The organism is Ruegeria sp. AB6 (assembly GCF_056542685.1).
Genome location: NZ_JBQGAD010000009.1, coordinates 102369 through 123090, shown reverse-complemented (window position 1 = coordinate 123090; position 20722 = coordinate 102369). Strand labels below are relative to the sequence as shown.

Below are 20722 nucleotides of genomic sequence, written 5' to 3'. Positions count from 1 at the left end.
ACGTGAAACATTCGGATTTTGATGTCATCGTCATCGGCGCGGGCCACGCAGGAACCGAGGCAGCCCACGCAGCCGCACGGATGGGTGTGAATACCGCATTGGTGACTTTATCAGCCGCTGACATTGGAGTCATGTCATGTAACCCAGCAATCGGAGGACTGGGCAAAGGCCACTTAGTACGCGAAATCGATGCAATGGACGGCGTTATGGGGCGTGTCGCAGATCGGGCCGGAATTCAGTTTCGGTTGCTAAATCGTCGCAAGGGGCCCGCGGTGCAAGGTCCACGAACGCAGGCAGACCGGGCTTTGTACCGGGCGGCAATGCAAAAAGAAACGCAAGCTCAACAAGAGTTGCGCGTTATTGTCGGTGAAGTGACTGATTTCCTGATGGTCGCCGATCGCGTTGCCGGTATCCGATTGGCGGACGACTCAGAAATCCGAGCAAAAGCAGTGATCTTAACATCCGGGACATTTCTGCGCGGTGTGATCCATATTGGGGATCAGTCCAAACCGGGCGGACGGATGGGCGACAGACCGTCGGTTCGATTGGCAGAAAGATTAGATAGCTTTGAGTTACCACTTGGTCGTTTGAAAACAGGCACTCCGCCAAGATTGGACGGACGAACGATTGATTGGTCAGATCTAGAGCGTCAAGACGGAGACGATGAACCAAGCCTGTTCTCTTTTTTGTCCAGTTCGGTTGTAGCTCCCCAAATCTCGTGTGGTATTACACATACGAATGCCCAAACACACGAGATAATCGAAAAGAACTTGGCGCGTTCAGCAATGTATGGCGGCCACATTGATGGCGTTGGCCCGCGGTACTGTCCTTCAATTGAAGATAAGATTGTTCGATTTGCCGAAAAGGACTCCCACCAGATATTTCTGGAGCCGGAAGGGGTCAATGATCACACAATATATCCAAATGGAATCTCAACTTCGTTGCCGCAAGGCGTTCAGCGCGAATATGTCCAGTCTATTAAGGGCTTGGAAAAAGCCAAGATTCTGCAACCAGGATACGCGATCGAATATGATTATGTGGATCCCCGTGTGTTAACTTCCTCGCTGTCTCTGCCTTCTGTGCCAGGTTTATATTTGGCAGGTCAAATTAGTGGAACCACTGGGTATGAGGAAGCGGCTGCTCAGGGCTTGGTAGCGGGACTAAATGCCGCCCTGGCCACCTTGGATAGAGAACCTATTCATTTTACACGTGCAGACAGTTACATAGGGGTAATGATTGACGACCTTACCACCAAGGGAGTCGCGGAGCCTTACCGGATGTTCACGTCTCGTGCTGAGTTTCGCCTGTCATTGCGAGCAGACAATGCAGACCAGAGGTTAACGCCGGTCGGAATTAAGCTGGGGTGCGTAACACCTAAACGGGAAGAAGTGTTTTCCAAGAAGATGAAGAAGCTAACGGCGGCAAAGGCGTTGCTAAATAAGCGGAAATATACGCCGAAAGAGATAAACGCGGCAGGAATTTCGGTTAATAACGACGGCAATCGTCGAGATGGCATGGCGATTCTGGCGTTTCCCAAAGTCAATTACTCGGATTTGATCCCACTAATTTCGGGCTCGGAAGCCGTTGACCCTGATATCCGTCAACAAGTGGAGCGTGACGCGCTGTACGCGAACTATATTGAGCGGCAGAAAAGAGATGTCGAAGCAATGCGTCGGGATGAAGCTTATGAAATTCCTAGGGGTTTCGATTTTTTTGCCCTGGAAGGCCTGTCGTCAGAGATGAAACAAAAGCTGTCCCAAGCAAAGCCGGAGAATATTGGTCAGGCTAGTCGCGTCGAAGGCGTTACGCCTGCAGCTCTGACATTGGTTTTGGCCAGACTTCGCCGCAACCAGAAAGTGCGAAAGATATGAGGGACGACTTGAATGTTTCACGTGAAACATTTTCCCGGCTGACCACTTATGTAGATTTGGTCAAAAAGTGGAATCAAAGCATAAATCTTGTCTCGAGGAACAGCCTGGAGGACATATGGGAGCGGCACATCAAAGATTCTGTGCAAGTTTATCGCTGCGCCGACAGCTTCAATTCTTGGGTTGATCTGGGTAGTGGGGGCGGATTTCCAGGTATGGTCTGCGCGATTCTGGCTATGGAAGAATATCCGGACGCCTCGTTCACACTGGTGGAGAGTGATCAAAGAAAATCGGCATTTCTGCGAAATGTGGCGCGTGAATGCAGCACGAATTGCCGGGTAATTTCCAAACGAATTGAATCCGTTGACCCCTTGAATGCCGATGTTTTGTCAGCTCGCGCGCTTGCAGAATTAAAGGTCTTATTATCGTTTTGCGATAGGCATTTAGGCGAATCTGGGACAGCCCTGTTGCCGAAAGGCGCGAAGTGGAAAAAAGAACTGTCGGACGCGCAGGAGGAATGGAATTTCGATGCCGAGCCGATTACAAGTTTAACCGAGCCCCAAGCCGTTATCCTTAAGATAAAAGGAGTTTCTCGTGGTTGATTTGTCTCGTCCTTCTGGCCCTCGGATAATAGCGGTAGCCAATCAGAAGGGCGGTGTTGGAAAGACAACGACTGCGATCAACCTCGCTGCGGGCCTGGCAGAGGCTGGATGCAAAGTTCTCGTGGTTGATCTGGACCCGCAGGGCAATGCGTCCACCGGTTTAGGAGTCGAAGACCGCGATTGGACGACATATGATCTGATCCTGGATGATGCTCCACTGGAGGCGGTCGTTCAGGAAACAGAAATTGGCGGGCTTTTTGTTATCCCGGCGACTGTGGATCTGAGTTCAGCTGATATCGAACTTATTTCTAATGAAAAACGCAGCTATCTACTTCATGACGCATTGCGTCAAACTGCTATCGACAAGTTTGGGTTTGACTTTGTTCTGATCGATTGCCCGCCTTCACTGAACCTTTTAACTGTCAACGCAATGGTTGCGGCGCATTCTGTACTGGTTCCGCTGCAAAGTGAGTTCTTTGCGCTTGAGGGTCTGTCGCAGCTTATGCTGACTATTCGCGAGGTTCGGCAAACCGCAAACCCCGACCTCAGAATCGAAGGTGTTGTGCTGACTATGTATGACAACCGCAACAACTTGTCCCGTCAGGTCGAAAAAGACGCGCGTGACAATCTGGGTGAGATGGTATTTAAAACCAAGATACCCAGAAATGTTCGGGTCAGCGAGGCGCCGTCTTACGCTTTGCCAGTTCTGCAATATGATTCTGGGTCCTTAGGGGCGATGGCGTACCGACATTTGGCGCGCGAGGTCATACATAAGAATAAAAAAGCCGCCTGAATGGCGGTAGGAGGGCACAGTGGCAGCAAAGAAATCGAAACCTCGGGGGTTGGGGCGCGGGTTGTCTGCATTGATGGCGGATGTAACGCAGGAAACCGAAGGCCGCGTCATCTCCGAACCGCGCCGCCCGGACATGAAAGTCCCGATTGAAAAACTACACGCCAATCCGAACCAGCCACGCCGTACTTTTTCACGAGAGCAGCTGGATGAACTGGCGGCTTCGGTCAAGGAAAAGGGCATTATCCAGCCTTTGATCGTGCGTGAAATCTCGGAAGGTGACTATGAGATTGTCGCTGGTGAGCGGCGCTGGCGCGCTGCGCAGATGGCGCAACTGCATGAAATTCCAGTTATTGTGCGGGATTTCGACGACACCGAGGTTCTGGAAGTCGCGATAATTGAGAATATCCAGCGTGCTGACCTGAACGCTGTAGAAGAGGCCGCGGGTTACAAACAGCTTATGGACCGCTTTGGCCATACGCAGGACAAAATGGCCGAGGCTCTGGGTAAAAGTCGGAGCCATATCGCAAACCTGCTGCGATTGCTGTCATTGCCAATGGATGTGCAGCATTTCGTGGTCGAGGGAAAGCTGTCCGGCGGCCATGCGCGGGCGTTGATCACGGCCGAAAACCCGACAGAGCTGGCGAAAATTGTGATCCGCGATGGCCTTTCAGTCCGCGCGACCGAGGCTTTGGTCAAGAAACAACAGCAGCCGAATGAAGCAAAACCGGTTCCTCGGGCGCGTAATCTGGATGCCGGGAAGGATGCGGATACGCGGGCGTTGGAAAAAGATCTGTCGGCCATTCTGGCGATGAAGGTTGTCATCAACCACAAAGCGGGGACCGAGACGGGGCAGGTTGTGTTAACCTATGAAAACCTGGATCAACTCGACGATCTTTGCGCCAAGCTCAGCCGTTAGGGCGGGTCCAGATAAAGGTCAGCACAGCGCCCAAAACGACCGCCTGGATTGCAAGAACGTAGCCCGGTACAGAAATCAGAACTGAAATTCCAAAAACGACGGCAATCGACACGGTTGCCGCTTTTTTTGCACTTGGACGAATGGCGCCGGAGCTTTGCCAATCAATGATCATTGGGCCGAACGTGCGATGTGTGATCAGCCAATTATGCAAACGGGACGACGAGCGCGCGAAGAAGAAGGCGGCCAACAGCAGGAACGGGACGGTCGGTAGCAGTGGCAGCACGACACCGATGACCGCAAGCGCCACGCAAATCAATCCAAGAGTAGCCCAAAGATACTGCATGCTACCCCAGCAATTCCCGGATAACGGCATTCAACACGGCGCGTCCGTTTTTGGTGGCCTTAAGCCGACGGTCTTGCACCTCGACCATGCCGATTTCACTCAGATCGCTGAGTTTGCCATGCGGCAGCTCATTCGAAGATAACGCATTGTAGCGATCTATATCTAGACCATCAGAAATACGTAGACCCATCATAAGGTATTCATTCGCCTGATCTTGCGGGCTGAGCGCGGTGCGTTCCTTTTCACCCGATCCCTTGAGGGCGGCAGTCAACCACGCGGTGGGCGACAAGTAAGTTTCAGTGGCGTATTTAGTGTTTTGAACCGTGATGCGCCCATGTGCGCCGGGTCCGATGCCCACATAATCCCCGTAGTTCCAATAGATCAGATTGTGCCGCGACTCCGCACCCGGTCGGGCGTGGTTTGACACCTCATAGGCCGGCAGGCCATGCGCCTCACAAATCTCTTGCGTGGCAAGATACATGTCAGCGGCGTGGTCATCCTCGGGCAGGCCGCGCAGTTTGCCCACTGCATAGCGGTCGCCAAAGGCGGTGCCTTCCTCGATGGTCAGTTGGTAGAGCGACAGGTGATCGACAGCCATCGACAGCGCCTCGGTCAATTCTGCGCGCCAGTCTTCCAGTGTTTGGTGTTGTCGGGCGTAGATCAGGTCAAAGCTGACGCGTTCAAAACAGGTCCGGGCGATATCAAAGGCGGCGCGGGCATCGGCCACCGTGTGGATGCGGCCCAGACGGCGCAGATCTTCATCGTTCAACGCTTGCACGCCCATCGAGATCCGGTTGACCCCGGCATCACGATAGGCGGCGAAACGGCCCGCCTCGACTGAACCGGGATTGGCTTCGAGCGTGATTTCCATGTCATTGGCGGGGCGCCATAAGGCGCGAGCTTCATCGATCACAGCGGCGACTGTGTCTGGCTCCATCAGAGATGGGGTGCCTCCGCCAAAGAAGATCGTGTTCAGGATGCGATCGGGCGTTTCGGTGGCCGAGCGGCGCAGCTCGGTCAGATACGCCTCAAGCCATTGTTTTTGATCAATATTACGGGAAACATGGCTGTTGAAGTCGCAATAGGGGCATTTGGCCTCGCAAAAGGGCCAATGCACGTACAGGCCAAAGCCCCCGTTGCGCCAATCATCCGCCAAAGCAGCCCTTCACGAACATCTCCACCGCGCGGCCGCGATGGCTGATCTTGTTCTTTTCCCAGCGATCCATCTCGGCAAAGGTAATGTCATAGCCGTCGGGGACAAACATCGGGTCATAGCCAAAACCGCCTTCGCCGCGAATGGGCCAGACCAGATGACCGGGAGCGATGCCCTCGAACACTTCGTCATGACCGTCGGGCCAGGCTAACACCAGGGTGCTGCGGAACTGCGCAGTACGCGGGTGGGGGGCGTTTTTGGCTTCCAACTCATTATGAGCGCGGGTCATCGCCATCAGGAAATCCCGGCCATTGCCAGTTTCGGCCCAATCGGCAGTGTAGACGCCGGGTGCGCCGTTCAGCGCGTCGATGGTGATCCCGGAATCGTCCGACAGAGCGGGCAGGCCGGTCGCTTTGGCCGCGGCATGCGCCTTGATCCGGGCATTGCCGACAAAGGTATCCTCTGTCTCTTCCGGTTCGGGCAGATTCATCTCGCCCGCGCCGATCACGGTCACGCCAAAGGGCTCAAGAAGATGCGCCATCTCCTCAAGCTTGCCTCTGTTGTGCGTGGCGACCAGCAGCCTGTCGCTGTCGAACTTGCGGGTCATGCGGTGGCGGCTTTCTGTGCCGCTGCCAGTTCGCCGACGCCTTTCTCGGCCAGATCCATCAGGTGATCCATCTGCGCGCGGCTAAAGACCGAGCCTTCGGCGCTCATCTGTACTTCGATCAGCTTGCCCGAGCCGGTCATGATGAAGTTGCCATCCACACCGGCTTCGCTGTCTTCGGGGTAGTCCAGATCCAGCACCGGCTGACCGGCATAGATGCCACAAGACACGGCGGCGACAGGATCGACCAGAGGATCGGAAATGACATCGCCCGTTTTCATCAGCTTGTTCACTGCCAGACGCAGCGCGACCCAACCGCCGGTGATCGAGGCACAGCGGGTGCCGCCATCGGCCTGAATGACGTCGCAGTCGACAGTGATCTGGCGTTCACCCAATGCAACCCGGTCGACACCGGCGCGCAGGGCGCGGCCAATCAGGCGCTGGATTTCCACGGTGCGACCGCCTTGCTTGCCTGAGGCCGCCTCACGCCGCATCCGCGTGTTGGTCGCGCGGGGCAGCATGCCGTATTCCGCCGTCACCCAACCCAGTCCCGAGCCTTTGATAAAGGGCGGCACGCGATCCTCGATCGTGGCGGTACACAACACATGGGTGTCGCCCATCTTGATCAGGCAGGACCCTTCGGCATGTTTGGTGAAACCTGTCTCGATGGAAACAGCGCGCATTTCGTCTAGATTACGTCCTGAGGGTCGCATGAAATATCCTTTGTTTGCTGGCTTTGGGATACCGCCCCGTGGCGTTACGATGCAACCCCGATTGACCTTTCATTTACCTGCGATTTAATGACGATCCAGCAGGGGGCCGCCGATGAGCGAAGCAAGTAAAATTCTGAATGAGATGAACGACCGCTCGCGCGAAGTGTTCCGGTTGATCGTCGAAAGCTATTTGGAGAGCGGCGAGCCGGTGGGCAGCCGCACCCTGACCCGCACCTTGTCGGAGAAAGTCAGCGCCGCGACGGTGCGCAATGTGATGCAGGATCTGGAGTTTCTGGGCCTGCTGGACAGCCCTCATGTAAGCGCAGGGCGGATTCCGACGCAGCAGGGGCTGCGAATGTTTGTTGACGGGTTGCTTGAGGTTGGCGATCTGGGCGCCGACGATCGGCAGAAGCTGAATGAAACATTAGGCTCTAACACGGGCGATGTGGGCGGAATGCTGGACCGGGTGGGATCGGCCTTGTCACACGTGACACAAGGTGCGTCACTGGTGCTGACGCCCAAGCATGAGGCCGAGATCAAGCATATCGAGTTTGTCTCGCTGGGCCATGACCGCGCTTTGGTGGTGCTGGTGTTTTCGGACGGGCACGTGGAAAACCGCCTGTTCACTCCGCCGCCGGGGCAGACGCCCAGTTCCATGCGTGAGGCGGCGAATTTCCTGAACGCGCTGATTGAGGGCCGCACGATTAGCGAAGTGCGCAAGCAGATGCTGTCTCAGATCGACGCGCGTAAACAGGAAATTGATGTTCTGGCGCGTGACATGGTCGAAAGCGGAATCGCGGCCTGGGACGGGGACGGAGGCGACTCGGCCCGGTTGATCGTGCGGGGGCGGGCGAATCTGCTGGCGGATTCGGGCGAAGTTGAAGAGCTGGACCGCATTCGCACCCTGTTTGACGATCTGGAACGTAAGCGTGACATCGCCGAATTCCTTGAATTGACCGAAGATGGCGAGGGTGTGCGCATTTTTATCGGCTCTGAGAACAAACTTTTCTCACTTTCGGGTTCCTCTTTGGTGGTGTCTCCATATATGAACGCTGATCGTAAGATAATTGGTGCGGTCGGGGTTATTGGACCCACGCGACTGAACTATGGACGGATCGTGCCGATCGTGGATTATACGGCGCAACTGGTCGGCAAGCTGATTTCCGACCGGAGCTAGAGGGTAAGAGATGGCAGAGCCCAAAAACGAAGATTTTCTGGACGATATCGCAATGGCCGAAGCGGAAGAGCTGGCCGAGGACCTTGTTGAGATTAGCGAAGAAGAGCTTGAGATCGACGCGTTGCGCGCCGAGCGAGATGCGTTCAAGGACAAGTTCATGCGCGCCCTGGCGGATGCAGAGAACGCGCGGAAACGTGGCGATAAGGCCCGTCGCGATGCGGAACAGTATGGAGGGTCAAAGCTGGCCCGTGACATGCTGCCGGTTTACGATAACATGAAACGCGCGCTTGAGGCTGCGACCGATGAGCAGAAAGAAGTGGCTGCTGGTTTGATAGAAGGCGTGGAACTGACCATGCGCGCACTGAAGGACGTATTCCAAAAACATGGGATTGTGGTGATCACGCCGGAAGTTGGGGACCGGTTTGATCCAAACATGCATGAGGCGATGTTCGAAGCCCCGGTGCCTGGCACCAAGGCGGGCGACATCATTCAGGTCTCAGCTGAAGGATTCATGCTACATGACCGTTTGCTGCGTCCGGCGCAGGTTGGAGTGTCGTCGACACCTGCGAGCTGATTGGCTTCTGCGAAGCCAAGCCTCCGGCGGAGGTATTTTTGAACAGAAGAAGGGGCGGTCAGTTTTTGGCCGCCTCTTTTAGTTTGTAGATCAGGTCGAGTGCTTCGCGTGGAGTGAGTTCGTCCGGCAGGATATCTTGCAGCATGTCTGAGACCGGCGAGGGTTTCGGCGTGTGTGGTGGAGGTGGTGGCGCAGCCGAGAAAAGTGGTAGGTCGTCAATCAGCGCTTTTTGCTTGCCGCCTTCGCGTTCGGTTTTTTCCAGTTGTTCAAGGACGGTTCGGGCACGATCGACGACAGATGCTGGGAGGCCCGCCAGCTGTGCGACCTGCACGCCATAGGAGCGGTCGGCGGCGCCTTTGTGGACCTCATGCAGGAAGATCACCTCGCCCTCCCATTCCTTGACAGCGACGGTGGCGTTGTCGACGCCTTCGAGTTTTCCGGCCAGTGCTGTGAGTTCGTGGTAGTGGGTGGCAAACAGCGCGCGGCATTGGTTGGCGGCGTGCAAGTGCTCCAGCGTGGCCCAGGCGATCGAGAGGCCGTCATAAGTGGCGGTGCCGCGGCCAATTTCATCCAGAATGACCAGCGCGCGGTCGTCGGCTTGATTGAGGATGGCGGCGGTTTCGACCATTTCGACCATGAAGGTCGAGCGGCCGCGGGCCAGATCGTCGGAGGCTCCGACCCGGCTGAACAGTTGGCTGACCACGCCGAGATGGGTCTGTTCTGCTGGGACATAGCTGCCCATTTGGGCCAGCAGGGCGATCAGCGCGTTTTGGCGCAAGAAGGTTGACTTACCGGCCATGTTGGGACCGGTCAGCAGCCAGATCGCGGCCCCCTGATCGGCGCTCAGATCGCAGTCATTGGCGATGAAAGCATCACCCGATTGCTGGCGCAGCGCGTGTTCCACGACCGGATGGCGACCGCCTTGCACGTTGAACGCGCGCGAGCTGTCGACCTGTGGGCGGCACCAGTTTTCACCCCGCGCTAGATCGGCGAGCGCGGTGGTCAGGTCCAGTTCCGCCAGCCCTCGGGCAGCTTGGTTGAGACGGGCGGCGAGGGTCAGAATATCGCAAGAAAGCCTTTGATAGAGCCGTTTTTCAATCTCAAGCGCCAGATTTCCCGCGTTCAGGATGCGGGTTTCGATCTCGGACAATTCGACGGTGGTGAACCGCACTTGGTTCGCGGTGGTCTGGCGGTGGATATAGGTCTCAGAGAATGGCGGGTTCAGCATTTTCTCGGCATGTGTAGCCGTGGTTTCGATGAAATAGCCCAGCACGTTGTTGTGCTTGATCTTTAGCGAGGTGATGCCGGTATGTTCCGCGTATTTCTGTTGGAACCCCGCGATGACGGATCGACCTTCATCGCGCAGGGTGCGGGCTTCGTCCAGTTCTGCGTCGAAACCGGGGGCGATAAAGCCACCGTCGCGGGCCAGCAGGGGTGGTTCGACCACAAGCGCTTCGTCCAGCAGGTTCAGCAGGTCGTCAAAGCCAACGAGGTTTTGCAGGGCGGTCGCCAGCAGAACCGGCAGATCCTGCGCCTCGCAGATTTCGGCAATCGCGGCGGCTTGGGTCAACCCGTTGCGGATGGCAGCCAGATCGCGCGGGCCTCCACGCTCCAGGGACAGGCGTGACAGGGCGCGGTCCAGATCGGGGGTTTTGCGCAGCGCCTCGCGCAGGTCTGAGGAGATTAGGCTATCTTCTACGGCGAAACTCAGCGCATCGAGCCGCGCATGGATCACCTCCAGATTGCGGGACGGGCTGGACAGGCGTTGTTCCAGCAACCGTGCGCCGCCCGGTGTTACGGTCCGGTCAACCACAGACAACAGTGATCCGGCGCGCCCACCGGACAAAGACCGAGTCAGTTCCAGATTGCGGCGCGTGGCTGCGTCGATTTGCACCACACGGTCTTCGGATTCCTTCAGCGGCGTTTGCAGCAGAGGCAGTTTGCCCTTTTGCGTGATCTCAAGATAGTCGATCAGCGCGCCCATAGCCGACACTTCGGCACGGCCAAAGGACCCGAACGCATCCAAAGCGCCCACGTGAAACAACCCGCAGATCCGCTTTTCTGCCGACGTACTGTCGAAACTGGCGCGTCCGATGGGGGTCAGCGAAATGCCCAGATCGCGCACCGTTTCGTTCAACGCCTGCTCCATTCCGTCGCCCACGATCAACTCGGACGGGGCCAACCGCACCAGTTCGGGGCTAAGCCGGACCGAGGTCAAAGGCATCACGTGAAACGCCCCGGTCGAGATATCCGCCCAGGCCAAAGCGGCCTCATCCCGAACCTCGGCATAGGCGGCCAAAAAGTTGTGGCGGCGGGCCTCAAGCAGGGCGTCCTCGGTCAGCGTGCCGGGCGTCACCAGACGCACAACATCGCGCCGAACCACTGATTTAGAGCCTCTTTTCTTCGCCTCAGCCGGGCTTTCCATCTGTTCGCACACGGCCACGCGAAAGCCTTTGCGGATCAGCGTCAGCAGATAGCCCTCGGCGGCGTGAACCGGCACGCCGCACATTGGGATGTCGTCCCCGTTGTGCTTGCCGCGCTTGGTCAGGGCGATATCCAATGCCTCGGCGGCGTTTACCGCATCTTCGAAAAACATCTCGTAGAAATCGCCCATGCGGTAGAACAGCAGGGCGTCTGAATGGGCCTCTTTGATTTCAAGATATTGCGCCATCATCGGCGTGACTGTGGACAAAAGCGGCCCCCTTCTGGCGTCTTCCGGTCGCGACCTTACAAATCCCCCATCCGTGACGAAAGGTGAAAACGTATTGTCGTTGAGGCGCAGCCCCGCCTGCGCTATGACGCATAAGCCCCGAAGTCATGGAAACGACCTAAAAGATGCCCAAAACGAAGATCACCGAAGCAGAGGCATTGGCCTTTCACCTGGACCCCACCCCCGGCAAGTGGGAGGTGCAGGCCACCGTTCCCATGACCACGCAGCGCGATCTGTCGTTGGCTTACAGTCCAGGTGTCGCGGTCCCTTGTGAGGCCATCGCTGCCGCGCCCGAGACGGCGTACGACTATACCAACAAGGGCAATCTGGTGGCCGTGATCTCGAACGGGACGGCAGTTCTGGGCCTTGGGAACCTTGGTGCACTGGGCGGTAAGCCGGTGATGGAGGGCAAGGCCGTTCTGTTCAAACGCTTCGCTGATGTGAATTCGATCGACATCGAGCTGGACACCGAAGACCCGGATGAATTCTGCCGTGCGGTGAAACTGATGGGGCCGACTTTCGGTGGCATCAACCTGGAAGATATCAAAGCGCCCGAATGCTTCATCATCGAACAGCGCCTGAAGGAAGAGATGGATATCCCCGTCTTTCACGATGACCAGCACGGGACTGCGGTGATCTGTGCAGCGGGCCTGCTGAATGCGCTACATATCTCGGGCAAGAAGATTGAGGACGTGAAGATCGTTCTGAACGGGGCAGGTGCGGCGGGGATCGCCTGTATTGAGCTGCTCAAATCCATGGGCGCTCGGCATGAGAACTGCATCGTTTGCGACACCAAGGGCGTGATTTATCAAGGCCGGACCGAGGGGATGAACCAGTGGAAATCAGCCCATGCGATCACCACGGACCTGCGCACGCTGGAAGAGGCGATGAAGGGCGCAGACGTCTTCCTGGGCGTTTCGGTCAAAGGCGCGGTGACGCAGGATATGGTTGCCTCGATGGCCGACAACCCTGTCATCTTCGCTATGGCAAACCCCGACCCCGAGATCACCCCGGAAGAAGCGCATGAGGTCCGCGTCGATGCCATCGTCGCCACAGGACGCAGCGATTACCCCAACCAGGTGAATAACGTGTTGGGCTTTCCCTACCTGTTCCGCGGTGCGCTGGATATCCACGCCCGTGCTATCAATGACGAGATGAAGATTGCCTGTGCCCACGCGCTGGCCAATCTGGCGCGCGAGGATGTACCGGATGAGGTGGCAATGGCCTATGGTAAGTCGCTGACATTCGGGCGCGATTACATCATACCGACGCCGTTCGACCCGCGTCTGATCCACCGCATTCCGCCTGCCGTTGCCAAGGCCGGGATGGATACCGGCGCAGCGCGGCGTCCGATCATCGACATGGACGCCTATGAGCTGAGCCTAAAATCCCGCATGGACCCGACCGCCAGTATCCTACGTGGTCTGAACGCCCGTGCCCGCGCCGCGCAAAGCCGGATGATCTTTGCCGAGGGCGACGACCCTCGCGTGCTGCGCGCCGCAGTGACATATCAGCGGTCGGGCTTTGGCAAGGCACTGGTTGTGGGGCGCCCCGATGACGTGAAGCAAAAGCTGGAAGAGGCCGGTCTGGGCGATGCCGTGCGCGAGTTGGAGGTGGTGAATGCTGCCAATACCAACCATCTCGAGACCTACTCGAATTTTCTTTATCAGCGTCTGCAACGCAAAGGGTTCGACCGCAAGGATATTCACCGTTTGGCCGCGCGCGACCGGCATGTGTTTTCTTCGCTGATGCTGGCCCATGGCCATGGCGATGGTCTGGTCACGGGGGCGACGCGCAAGTCGGCGCATGTGCTGGACCGGATCAACCATGTGTTTGACGCCGACGCCGCGCACGGAGCTGCGGGTGTGACGGCCCTTTTGCACAAGGGGCGGATTGTTCTGATCGGCGATACGCTGGTCCATGAATGGCCGGATGAGAATGATCTGGCAAATATTGCCGAACGCTCAGCCGCCGTTGCGCGCCATATGGGGCTTGAACCACGCGTTGCCTTCGTCAGTTTCTCGACCTTTGGCTATCCGGTGTCGGAACGCGCCGAAAAGATGCACCGTGCGCCTGCGGTTCTGGATCAGCGCGGCGTCGATTTCGAATACGAAGGCGAGATGACCGTGGATGTGGCCCTGAATGTGGATCAACAGGCGGGCTATCCGTTCCAGCGTTTGACCGGCCCAGCCAATATCCTGATCGTGCCCGCGCGGCACTCGGCCTCGATCTCGACCAAGCTGATGCAGGAGATGGGCGGCGCGACCGTGATTGGCCCGATCCTGTCTGGGATCGACAAGCCGATTCAAATCTGTTCGACCGTCTCGACGGCGAATGACATCCTGAACATGGCCATTCTGGCCTCGTGTGACATTTCGGGCAAACCATGACGATCTGGAACCTCGGCTCGATCAATGCGGACATGATCTATGATGTGCCGCACCTTCCCGGACCGGGGGAAACGCTGTCGGCCAATCGGCTGGACCGGTTTCTGGGCGGCAAGGGCGCAAACATGTCCGTGGCTTCGGCCAGAGCAGGGGCGCGGATTGCGCATATCGGGGCCGTCGGTTTCGACGGGCGCTGGGCACGGGATCGGCTGACGGAATATGGCGTTGATACCCGTTATATCGCGCAGGTGGATGTGCCCACGGGCCATGCGATTATCGCTGTGGATTCCGAGGGTGAGAACAATATCATCCTGTTCCAGGGTTCGAACCACGCGATCTCTCAGGATCAGCTGGGGCAGGCGCTGTCATCGGCGTCAAAGGGCGACTTGCTGGTGATGCAGAACGAAACCAACATGCAGGTTGAGGCTGCAAAGATGGGCCGCGAGTTGGGTCTGACGGTCTGTTACGCCGCTGCCCCGTTTCAGGCGGATTCGGTACAGGCGGTGCTGCCATTTCTGGATTTCCTGATCCTCAACGCGGTCGAGGCCGAGCAGCTGCGTGAGGCCACCGGTCAATCTGTAACTGACCTTCAGATTGAACATGTGATTGTCACACTGGGTGCCGAGGGCGCGCGGTACTATCACCGTGGAGAGGTCTCGGATTTTCCGGCCCACAAGGTGCATGCCGTGGATACTACGGGTGCGGGCGATACATTTACGGGGTATGTTCTGGCCGGGATGGATCGCGGGATGCCAATGGCGCAGGCGATCACCCAAGCAAATCGTGCCGCGGCCCTAATGGTCACGCGGCACGGTACGGCGGATGTAATACCGGACCTCAAAGACGTCCGGGAGGCGCGGTTCGATTAAGACCCGGCAAAGGGTGCGTCGCCACCCCAAAGCTGTTTAACGCGGGCATCGCGGCCGCAGGCTTTGCGGTAGGCCTTATAGGCGTTCTTCTGACGCTTTGGGCCGAACCGGGTGAAGACCAGCTTGTCGCCCTTGTAGTAGTCCTGATGGTATTCCTCTGCCGGATAAAACGCGCCTTCTTGCAGGATCGGCGTTACGACCGTCTGGCCCAAGGCGCGTTGGGCGTCGGCTTTGGCAGCTTCGGCCTTGGCTTTTTCGCCTGCGTTGGAGACGAAAATCGCGGTGCGATAGCTGTCACCTCGGTCACAGAATTGACCGCCAGCATCCGTGGGGTCGACCGAGCGGAAGAACATGTTCAGCAGGGTTTCACGGGAAACGCGAGCCGGATCGAACGTGATCTGCACGGCCTCATAATGGCCCGAGCCACCTTTGGACACCTGATCATAAGTGGGGTTGGCCACCTGACCGCCTGTAAAGCCCGAAACCGCTTCGAGCACGCCGGGGACGGATTCGAAATCAGATTCAACACACCAGAAACACCCTCCGGCAACGGTCAGGGTTTCGGTCCCCGCAGCGGGCGCGGGGGCTGCACGCAGCAAAGCTGCGATCGTAATCAGAGTAAAAAGAAGCGTCGGTTTGACGTAGTCGAGATAAGCGATGCGGGTCATGGCAGGTCTCCTTCTGAGAGAAATCTGCCCTCTCTTTTCGTCTCATGCAATCCGCTGACATCGTTTGTCACGCGGTGGTGAGACGAGTTTATCCCAGCAACTGCCCCAGCTTCATCGCCACACCCATATTCCCCGAGATCTTGAGCTTGCCCAAGGCCACGCCCGTCATCGGGTTCAGCTTGCCGGTCAGCAGTTTCGTCAGGTTGTCTCTGGAAATGCGGATCGTACAGTCAGTGTCCTGATCCTGCGTCGTGGCTTGATTGTCTGCCAGAACAATCACGCCATCGTCGCCGCAATCGAATTTCAGCGAGCCGTCAAAGTTCTTGCCGCTCAGGCCTTTTTGAATGCCGTCCGCGATCTCTTGCAACATGGTGGTCCTCCTCGGTTGACCTTTGCGTAAGGGTAAAGCGCGACGTCAGGCAAGCATGACCCAACGGGAACTGACGCGGCAGTGATGGCACAAGAAAACCCGGCGCCGTTTCGGGCACCGGGTTCCATCAAAGATCGGTTTTGACTACTTCGACAGACGCTTGTCACGCGCGGCCAGCAGTTTCAGGCGCAGCGCGTTCAACTGGATGAAGCCCGCCGCGTCGGTTTGGTCATAGGCACCGGCATCTTCCTCAAAGGTCACATGCGCTTCGGAATACAGCGAGTGATCCGACCAGCGGCCCACGGTCGAGGCCAGACCTTTGTACAGTTTCACACGGACGGTGCCGGTGACATGTTCCTGGCTCTTGTCGATGGCGGCCTGCAGCATCTCACGCTCCGGCGAGTACCAGAAGCCGTTATAGATCAGCTCGGCATATTGCGGCATCAGTTGGTCCTTCAGGTGCATCGCGCCCCGGTCCATGGTGATGGATTCGATACCACGGTGCGCTTCCAGCAGGATTGTGCCGCCTGGCGTTTCGTAGATGCCGCGCGATTTCATACCAACGAACCGGCCTTCGACCAGATCCAGACGGCCAATGCCGTGCTTGCCGCCATATTCGTTCAGCTTGGTCAGGATGGTAGCCGGGCTCATCGCCTCGCCATTGATGCTGACCGCGTCGCCTTTTTCAAAGCCGATTTCGATGAACTCGGGCTCGTTCGGGGCGTCTTCGGGATGAACTGTGCGCTGATAGACATAGTCGGGCGCCATATCGGCGGGGTCTTCCAGAACCTTGCCCTCGGACGAGGTGTGCAGCAGGTTCGCATCGACCGAGAACGGAGCCTCGCCACGTTTGTCTTTGGCGATCGGAATCTGATGTGCTTCGGCCCATTCGATCAGACGCGTGCGGCTGGTCAGATCCCATTCACGCCACGGCGCAATCACCTTGATTTCGGGGTTCAGCGCATAGGCGGCCAGTTCGAAGCGCACCTGATCGTTGCCCTTGCCGGTCGCGCCATGCGCCACGGCGTCGGCCCCGGTTTCGGCAGCGATCTCAACCAGACGCTTCGAGATCAGAGGCCGCGCAATCGACGTGCCCAGCAGGTACAGACCTTCATACTGGGCATTGGCGCGGAACATGGGGAAGACGAAATCACGGACGAACTCTTCGCGAATATCCTCAATAAAGATGTTCTCGGGGCTGATCCCCAGCATCTCGGCCTTTTGGCGAGCTGGTTCCAACTCTTCACCCTGACCTAGGTCGGCGGTGAAGGTGACCACCTCACAGCCATACTCGGTCTGCAACCATTTCAGAATGATCGAGGTATCAAGGCCACCGGAATAGGCCAGAACAACTTTCTTGGGCGCGGACATCTGACTTCCCTTTATGCGTAGAACGACTGGCCCCTAACGGGTTTTGCCGCGCGGGGCAAGTTATCTGCGTTGACGGGCTTTCGGAAATCGGATGTATTGCTTGTATTGTGTACAATTTTTGGTTGAGGGTAGTTGGTTCGTTGCTGGGTTGGGTATTTTTGTTCATGCTATTACGTTAATATTGAGAAACTTTATTTCGGCATTTCGCGTGTTCTGGGCGCCGTTCTTCATTTCTTTGGCCTTTTTCTTTCTGTTTCTTCACCTTTCCGGCCTGGATCTGGCTTATCTCTCGGCAATCGGAGAAAGCTTTGGCTGGGGCAAGAAGATAGAGTTGCCAGATGGTGCTGTCCTCAGGTTCTTTTTCCCCTGGTTTTTTGTTCTGTTAGTCATCAACGGCATCCTGACTATGTGGGGTATCACCGCCTGGCATCGCCATATTCTCCTTGGGGAATACCGCTACGGGATCGTTCCGCCCTTTAGCATTCTGAGGATTGGCGGATACTTCTTGCGCGCTTTGTTGTTGGCCGCTGTATCGTTGGTTTTGTTTGTACCGGCGACCTTCTTCATTTTTGGAGCGTTTCAGGTCTTCGGGCAGTTTTCCGTGCTGTTGGGTTTCGCGGCCATGATTGTGCCCGCCGTATTCTCTGCTCTGATCTTGTTCAGGTGCAGCCTAATCCTGCCTGCATACGCCGTTGGCAATCCTATTTCATTGGCAGAAAGCTGGCGTGCCTGGAGGAAGATACAAAGCCCCAACCGAATGATCGTTGTATTGATAGCGGCGAACTCAATTGCTCAGGGCTTGCTACAAACAGGTATCGAGAAAATGGCAGATATGCCGGCGTATCAGGGCCCGGTCGGGGTCGCAGCGCAGTTCTTTGTTTTCCTTTTGAACGTTACGATTCTGACGACGCTCTATGGGTACGTTGTAGAAAACCGTTCGCTGGATTAAGGTCTCGTACACATATGTATTCCTTGCTCTTTTAGTCAGGATCGGCCACTGAACGGGCCATGAGTGATTTCATGACCCGCGCCCGCGCTGCCGAACAGGCGATGCGCTCAGTCTTTCCGGCGACGCCGTTGCAACGGAATGCCCATCTGTCTGATCGCTATGGCGCGGATATCTGGCTGAAGCGCGAAGATCTCAGCCCGGTGCGCTCGTATAAAATTCGTGGCGCGTTCAACGCCATGCGTAAGCAACAGGGACAAGACCTGTTTGTCTGCGCCAGCGCGGGCAATCACGCACAGGGTGTGGCGTTCATGTGCAAACACCTGAACGTGCGTGGCGTGATCTTTATGCCGGTGACGACTCCGCAGCAGAAAATCCAGAAAACCCGAATCTTCGGCGGCGACAATATCGAAATCCACCTGACCGGCGACTATTTCGATGACACTCTGGCCGCCGCGCAAGCGTGGTGCGCGCGGGAGGGCGGGCATTTCCTGTCGCCCTTCGACGATGAGGACGTGATCGAAGGGCAGGCCTCTCTGGCGGTTGAGATCGAAGAACAGCTGGGCCAAATACCAGATCACGTGATCCTGCCGGTGGGCGGGGGCGGGATGTCCTCGGGCGTGGCAACGTGGTTCGGGGACCGCACCCATTGTCTGTTTGTCGAACCCAAAGGCGGGGCTTGCCTGCACGCAGCGATGGCGGCCGGGCATCCGGTTGCGTTGGATCACGTAGACAATTTCGTTGATGGAGCGGCCGTCGGAAAAATCGGCGCGAAACCGTTCGAGCTGTTGAAATCGCGCCACTTGTCTGACGTGCATGTCTTGTCCGAGGACCGTATCTGTACCACCATGATCGAAATGCTGAATGTCGAAGGCATCGTGCTGGAACCCGCAGGTGCATTGGCGATCGAGGCGCTGGGCGACATTCAAAGCTTTATCCGAGACAAAACCGTCGTATGCGTGACCTCGGGTGGCAACTTCGATTTCGAGCGATTGCCGGAAGTGAAAGAGAGAGCACAGCGTTATTCGGGGGTCAAGAAATACTTCATCCTGCGCCTGCCGCAACGTCCGGGTGCGCTGAAAGAGTTTCTCAATATCCTCGGCCCTGAGGATGACATCGCCCGGTTTGAATATATGAAGAAATCGGCCCGCAATTTCGGCTCGGTCCTGATAGGGATTGAAACGCGCAAACCCGAGAATTTCGCCCGCTTGTTTGCGCATCTGGACGAGGCTGGGTTCACCTATACCGATATTACCGAAGACGAAACGCTGGCGCAGTTCGTGATCTGATTGCAAGCGGGCCGACCGCCTTGTTTGCCTTCTGGTTTTCGCCTACGCACGTTCAGGTGAACAGGACCGGAAAGTGCACAGATGAAGCCGCTTGCAGCAGTGACCATGGTATGGCGCGATTATTGGTACCTTGAGAAATGGGTCGCCTATTACACAACTCAGCTTGGCCCCGAGAATGTGTATATCCTGTCGCACGGTGCTGATCCCGAGATTGATCGGATCGGACAGGGCTGCAACGTGATCGCCATTTTGCGTGATGGGCTGCATCAAAGCTTTGACTACGCCCGCTGGCGCATGTTGTCGGATTTTTCGGCCATGCTGACGCAGTTCTATGTCCGGGTGATCGTGGCAGATTGCGACGAATTGCTGGTAACGGCGGACGGGTCTGCACTGTTGGATTACAAGTTCGACTTCCAGGAAAATGTGGCCGGGGCGGTGGGGTTCAATCTGGTGGCAACGCAGGGCAGTGATCAGGAAACACTGTTTTCGAGCGACAAGTTTTGTCTATTGGAGGTTCCACATTCCAAACCGTCTGTCGTCCAACGGCGGGTTTCTTTTGGGACTGGCGGGCATGGTGTGATGAATGACAGCTTCGACCTGCTGCCCGGTTTGTTCAATTTGCATTTTCACTATGGAAACTTGCAGGAAGTTCAGCGCCGCGAAGATGAGCGAGTGCCGTTGGTCGACGACGCGACAGCAGACGGCGTCTCAATCCCAGTGACGCCCGGTCAATCTGTTGGTATTGTCGGTTGGCGGCGGCGAATGTACCGCCACACACGTCTGGCCCGCGATGTGAAGCGATCCCCAGAATTTCCCATGGAAGAGTGTGTGGAGATGTGTCGGAGAGATGCGCTTCGAACATTGAAGACACTGGATGACGGTTATTTCACCCACGATCGGCGGGAGGACGTCACCTTTAGAAAATTCCGCTTCCCAGAAAAATTCCCGATTAAGCTGTAGCCTCTACAAACGATCTAAACCGGACTTGAACTCTATACGCGAAGTTTCAAACACCGCGAATACCTGCGCTATGTCTACCATCTGAGATTGTCCTTGCGCAGATTGCCTCTCTCCGTCCTGACAGAGCTTTGCCAGCGATTTGAATCCAAGACTTAGTGCGGCACCCTTCAGAAAATGAAGATTTTGTTCGAACCCGCTGCGGTTGGAGTCGGTGCGCAGGCGGGAAAGTGCCTCTTGCACTTCGTCCAGAAAAATTGCGACCACCTCGTCGAACTCACTGGTCCCGACTTCGTCCCGCAACTGTCTGACCCTGGGCCAGTCGATCATAACCTAGCCTCCACAATTTCCGCTTCAAGAATTTGATAGCGCGGGATCGGTAAAAGCCTGGTTAAAGACCGCGAACCCCATG

The 20722-nt window shown here is 56.9% G+C and carries 20 protein-coding genes; 11 read left to right on the top strand and 9 right to left on the bottom strand.

Translation table 11 applies throughout. From position 1 onward, the window contains the following. Positions 1-2: 2 nt before the first annotated feature. From mnmG to ACR0DB_RS17365, 4 genes are read left to right on the top strand one after another with little or no spacing between them, the layout of a single operon-like run. Positions 3-1871, top strand: a complete 1869-nt coding sequence (gene mnmG / locus ACR0DB_RS17380; protein WP_480552239.1) for a tRNA uridine-5-carboxymethylaminomethyl(34) synthesis enzyme MnmG — start codon at positions 3-5, stop codon at positions 1869-1871. After that, positions 1868-2470, top strand: coding sequence for a 16S rRNA (guanine(527)-N(7))-methyltransferase RsmG (gene rsmG, locus ACR0DB_RS17375; protein ID WP_170786183.1), 603 nt, complete (start codon positions 1868-1870; stop codon positions 2468-2470). Before mnmG ends, rsmG begins: the two co-directional genes overlap by 4 nt. Continuing rightward, positions 2463-3263, top strand: coding sequence for a ParA family protein (locus ACR0DB_RS17370; protein WP_480552238.1), 801 nt, complete (start codon positions 2463-2465; stop codon positions 3261-3263). Before rsmG ends, ACR0DB_RS17370 begins: the two co-directional genes overlap by 8 nt. Positions 3264-3282: 19 nt before the next feature. Beyond that, positions 3283-4179: a ParB/RepB/Spo0J family partition protein gene (locus tag ACR0DB_RS17365; RefSeq protein WP_480552237.1), complete on the top strand. Its 897-nt coding sequence runs from the start codon at positions 3283-3285 to the stop codon at positions 4177-4179. Here ACR0DB_RS17365 and ACR0DB_RS17360 read toward each other — a convergent pair. From ACR0DB_RS17360 to rph, 4 genes are read right to left on the bottom strand one after another with little or no spacing between them, the layout of a single operon-like run. Beyond that, positions 4169-4522: a YbaN family protein gene (locus ACR0DB_RS17360; protein ID WP_480552236.1), complete on the bottom strand. Its 354-nt coding sequence runs from the start codon at positions 4520-4522 to the stop codon at positions 4169-4171. The genes ACR0DB_RS17365 and ACR0DB_RS17360 overlap by 11 nt on opposite strands. A gap of 1 nt (position 4523) precedes the next feature. Then, on the bottom strand, positions 4524-5678 hold the full coding sequence (hemW, locus tag ACR0DB_RS17355; RefSeq protein ID WP_480552235.1) for a radical SAM family heme chaperone HemW: 1155 nt from the start codon (positions 5676-5678) through the stop codon (positions 4524-4526). Further along, positions 5668-6282 (bottom strand): RdgB/HAM1 family non-canonical purine NTP pyrophosphatase, encoded by a 615-nt coding sequence (gene rdgB / locus ACR0DB_RS17350; RefSeq protein ID WP_170771354.1) that lies wholly within the window; start codon positions 6280-6282, stop codon positions 5668-5670. Before rdgB ends, hemW begins: the two co-directional genes overlap by 11 nt. After that, positions 6279-6992 carry a ribonuclease PH gene (gene rph, locus ACR0DB_RS17345; protein ID WP_480552234.1) on the bottom strand — a complete coding sequence of 238 codons (714 nt, stop codon included), beginning with the start codon at positions 6990-6992 and terminating at the stop codon, positions 6279-6281. The genes rdgB and rph overlap by 4 nt, the downstream gene beginning before the upstream one ends. Positions 6993-7104: 112 nt before the next feature. Here rph and hrcA point away from each other — a divergent pair, with 112 nt between their 5' ends. Next, positions 7105-8169, top strand: a complete 1065-nt coding sequence (hrcA, locus tag ACR0DB_RS17340; protein ID WP_170771358.1) for a heat-inducible transcriptional repressor HrcA — start codon at positions 7105-7107, stop codon at positions 8167-8169. A 10-nt stretch (positions 8170-8179) separates the two neighbouring features. Next, positions 8180-8743, top strand: coding sequence for a nucleotide exchange factor GrpE (locus ACR0DB_RS17335; RefSeq protein WP_170771360.1), 564 nt, complete (start codon positions 8180-8182; stop codon positions 8741-8743). Between the two features lie 58 nt (positions 8744-8801). On the opposite strand, the gene mutS is transcribed toward ACR0DB_RS17335, so the two are convergent. Then, on the bottom strand, positions 8802-11417 hold the full coding sequence (gene mutS / locus ACR0DB_RS17330) for a DNA mismatch repair protein MutS (RefSeq protein ID WP_480552285.1): 2616 nt from the start codon (positions 11415-11417) through the stop codon (positions 8802-8804). 161 nt (positions 11418-11578) lie between these two features. Here mutS and ACR0DB_RS17325 point away from each other — a divergent pair, with 161 nt between their 5' ends. Both ACR0DB_RS17325 and ACR0DB_RS17320 read left to right on the top strand, forming a co-directional pair. Then, positions 11579-13843, top strand: coding sequence for an NADP-dependent malic enzyme (locus tag ACR0DB_RS17325; protein ID WP_170771362.1), 2265 nt, complete (start codon positions 11579-11581; stop codon positions 13841-13843). Then, a complete protein-coding gene (locus ACR0DB_RS17320; RefSeq protein ID WP_480552233.1) occupies positions 13840-14709 on the top strand; it encodes a ribokinase in 870 nt (289 codons plus the stop codon). Before ACR0DB_RS17325 ends, ACR0DB_RS17320 begins: the two co-directional genes overlap by 4 nt. Here the strand turns inward: ACR0DB_RS17320 and msrA are convergent. The 3 genes from msrA to ACR0DB_RS17305 form a co-directional block, all read right to left on the bottom strand. Further along, on the bottom strand, positions 14706-15377 hold the full coding sequence (gene msrA / locus ACR0DB_RS17315; protein WP_480552232.1) for a peptide-methionine (S)-S-oxide reductase MsrA: 672 nt from the start codon (positions 15375-15377) through the stop codon (positions 14706-14708). The two genes, ACR0DB_RS17320 and msrA, sit on opposite strands and share 4 nt — an antisense overlap. Before the next feature lie 88 nt (positions 15378-15465). Continuing rightward, positions 15466-15747: an SCP2 sterol-binding domain-containing protein gene (locus tag ACR0DB_RS17310; protein ID WP_480552231.1), complete on the bottom strand. Its 282-nt coding sequence runs from the start codon at positions 15745-15747 to the stop codon at positions 15466-15468. A gap of 144 nt (positions 15748-15891) precedes the next feature. Next, complete coding sequence (locus ACR0DB_RS17305) at positions 15892-17118, bottom strand: argininosuccinate synthase (RefSeq protein WP_170771370.1); 1227 nt, start codon at positions 17116-17118, stop codon at positions 15892-15894. 100 nt (positions 17119-17218) lie between these two features. Between ACR0DB_RS17305 and ACR0DB_RS17300 the strand changes: the two genes are divergently transcribed. The 3 genes from ACR0DB_RS17300 to ACR0DB_RS17290 all read left to right on the top strand — a co-directional run bounded on the left by ACR0DB_RS17300 (position 17219) and on the right by ACR0DB_RS17290 (position 20313). After that, the gene (locus tag ACR0DB_RS17300; protein ID WP_480552228.1) at positions 17219-18067 is read left to right on the top strand and encodes a hypothetical protein; all 849 of its coding nucleotides are present in this window, start codon (positions 17219-17221) and stop codon (positions 18065-18067) included. 59 nt (positions 18068-18126) lie between these two features. Further along, positions 18127-19353, top strand: coding sequence for a threonine ammonia-lyase IlvA (gene ilvA, locus ACR0DB_RS17295; protein ID WP_480552227.1), 1227 nt, complete (start codon positions 18127-18129; stop codon positions 19351-19353). A gap of 81 nt (positions 19354-19434) precedes the next feature. Beyond that, positions 19435-20313: a glycosyltransferase family protein gene (locus tag ACR0DB_RS17290; RefSeq protein WP_480552225.1), complete on the top strand. Its 879-nt coding sequence runs from the start codon at positions 19435-19437 to the stop codon at positions 20311-20313. Positions 20314-20316: 3 nt separating this feature from the next. Here ACR0DB_RS17290 and ACR0DB_RS17285 read toward each other — a convergent pair whose 3' ends face one another. Then, entirely contained in the window at positions 20317-20640 is a 324-nt protein-coding gene (locus tag ACR0DB_RS17285) for an Hpt domain-containing protein (protein ID WP_480552224.1), read from the bottom strand. Positions 20641-20722: the final 82 nt, after the last annotated feature.

Coding starts and splice junctions, on each gene's coding strand:
- rsmG (WP_170786183.1), top strand. CDS start 1,868: ATGAGGGACGACTTGAATGTTTCACGTGAAACATTTTCCCGGCTGACC.
- ACR0DB_RS17360 (WP_480552236.1), bottom strand. CDS start 4,522: ATGCAGTATCTTTGGGCTACTCTTGGATTGATTTGCGTGGCGCTTGCG.
- rdgB (WP_170771354.1), bottom strand. CDS start 6,282: ATGACCCGCAAGTTCGACAGCGACAGGCTGCTGGTCGCCACGCACAAC.
- rph (WP_480552234.1), bottom strand. CDS start 6,992: ATGCGACCCTCAGGACGTAATCTAGACGAAATGCGCGCTGTTTCCATC.
- hrcA (WP_170771358.1), top strand. CDS start 7,105: ATGAGCGAAGCAAGTAAAATTCTGAATGAGATGAACGACCGCTCGCGC.
- ACR0DB_RS17335 (WP_170771360.1), top strand. CDS start 8,180: ATGGCAGAGCCCAAAAACGAAGATTTTCTGGACGATATCGCAATGGCC.
- mutS (WP_480552285.1), bottom strand. CDS start 11,417: ATGATGGCGCAATATCTTGAAATCAAAGAGGCCCATTCAGACGCCCTG.
- ACR0DB_RS17325 (WP_170771362.1), top strand. CDS start 11,579: ATGCCCAAAACGAAGATCACCGAAGCAGAGGCATTGGCCTTTCACCTG.
- ACR0DB_RS17320 (WP_480552233.1), top strand. CDS start 13,840: ATGACGATCTGGAACCTCGGCTCGATCAATGCGGACATGATCTATGAT.
- msrA (WP_480552232.1), bottom strand. CDS start 15,377: ATGACCCGCATCGCTTATCTCGACTACGTCAAACCGACGCTTCTTTTT.
- ACR0DB_RS17310 (WP_480552231.1), bottom strand. CDS start 15,747: ATGTTGCAAGAGATCGCGGACGGCATTCAAAAAGGCCTGAGCGGCAAG.
- ACR0DB_RS17305 (WP_170771370.1), bottom strand. CDS start 17,118: ATGTCCGCGCCCAAGAAAGTTGTTCTGGCCTATTCCGGTGGCCTTGAT.
- ilvA (WP_480552227.1), top strand. CDS start 18,127: ATGAGTGATTTCATGACCCGCGCCCGCGCTGCCGAACAGGCGATGCGC.
- ACR0DB_RS17290 (WP_480552225.1), top strand. CDS start 19,435: ATGAAGCCGCTTGCAGCAGTGACCATGGTATGGCGCGATTATTGGTAC.
- ACR0DB_RS17285 (WP_480552224.1), bottom strand. CDS start 20,640: ATGATCGACTGGCCCAGGGTCAGACAGTTGCGGGACGAAGTCGGGACC.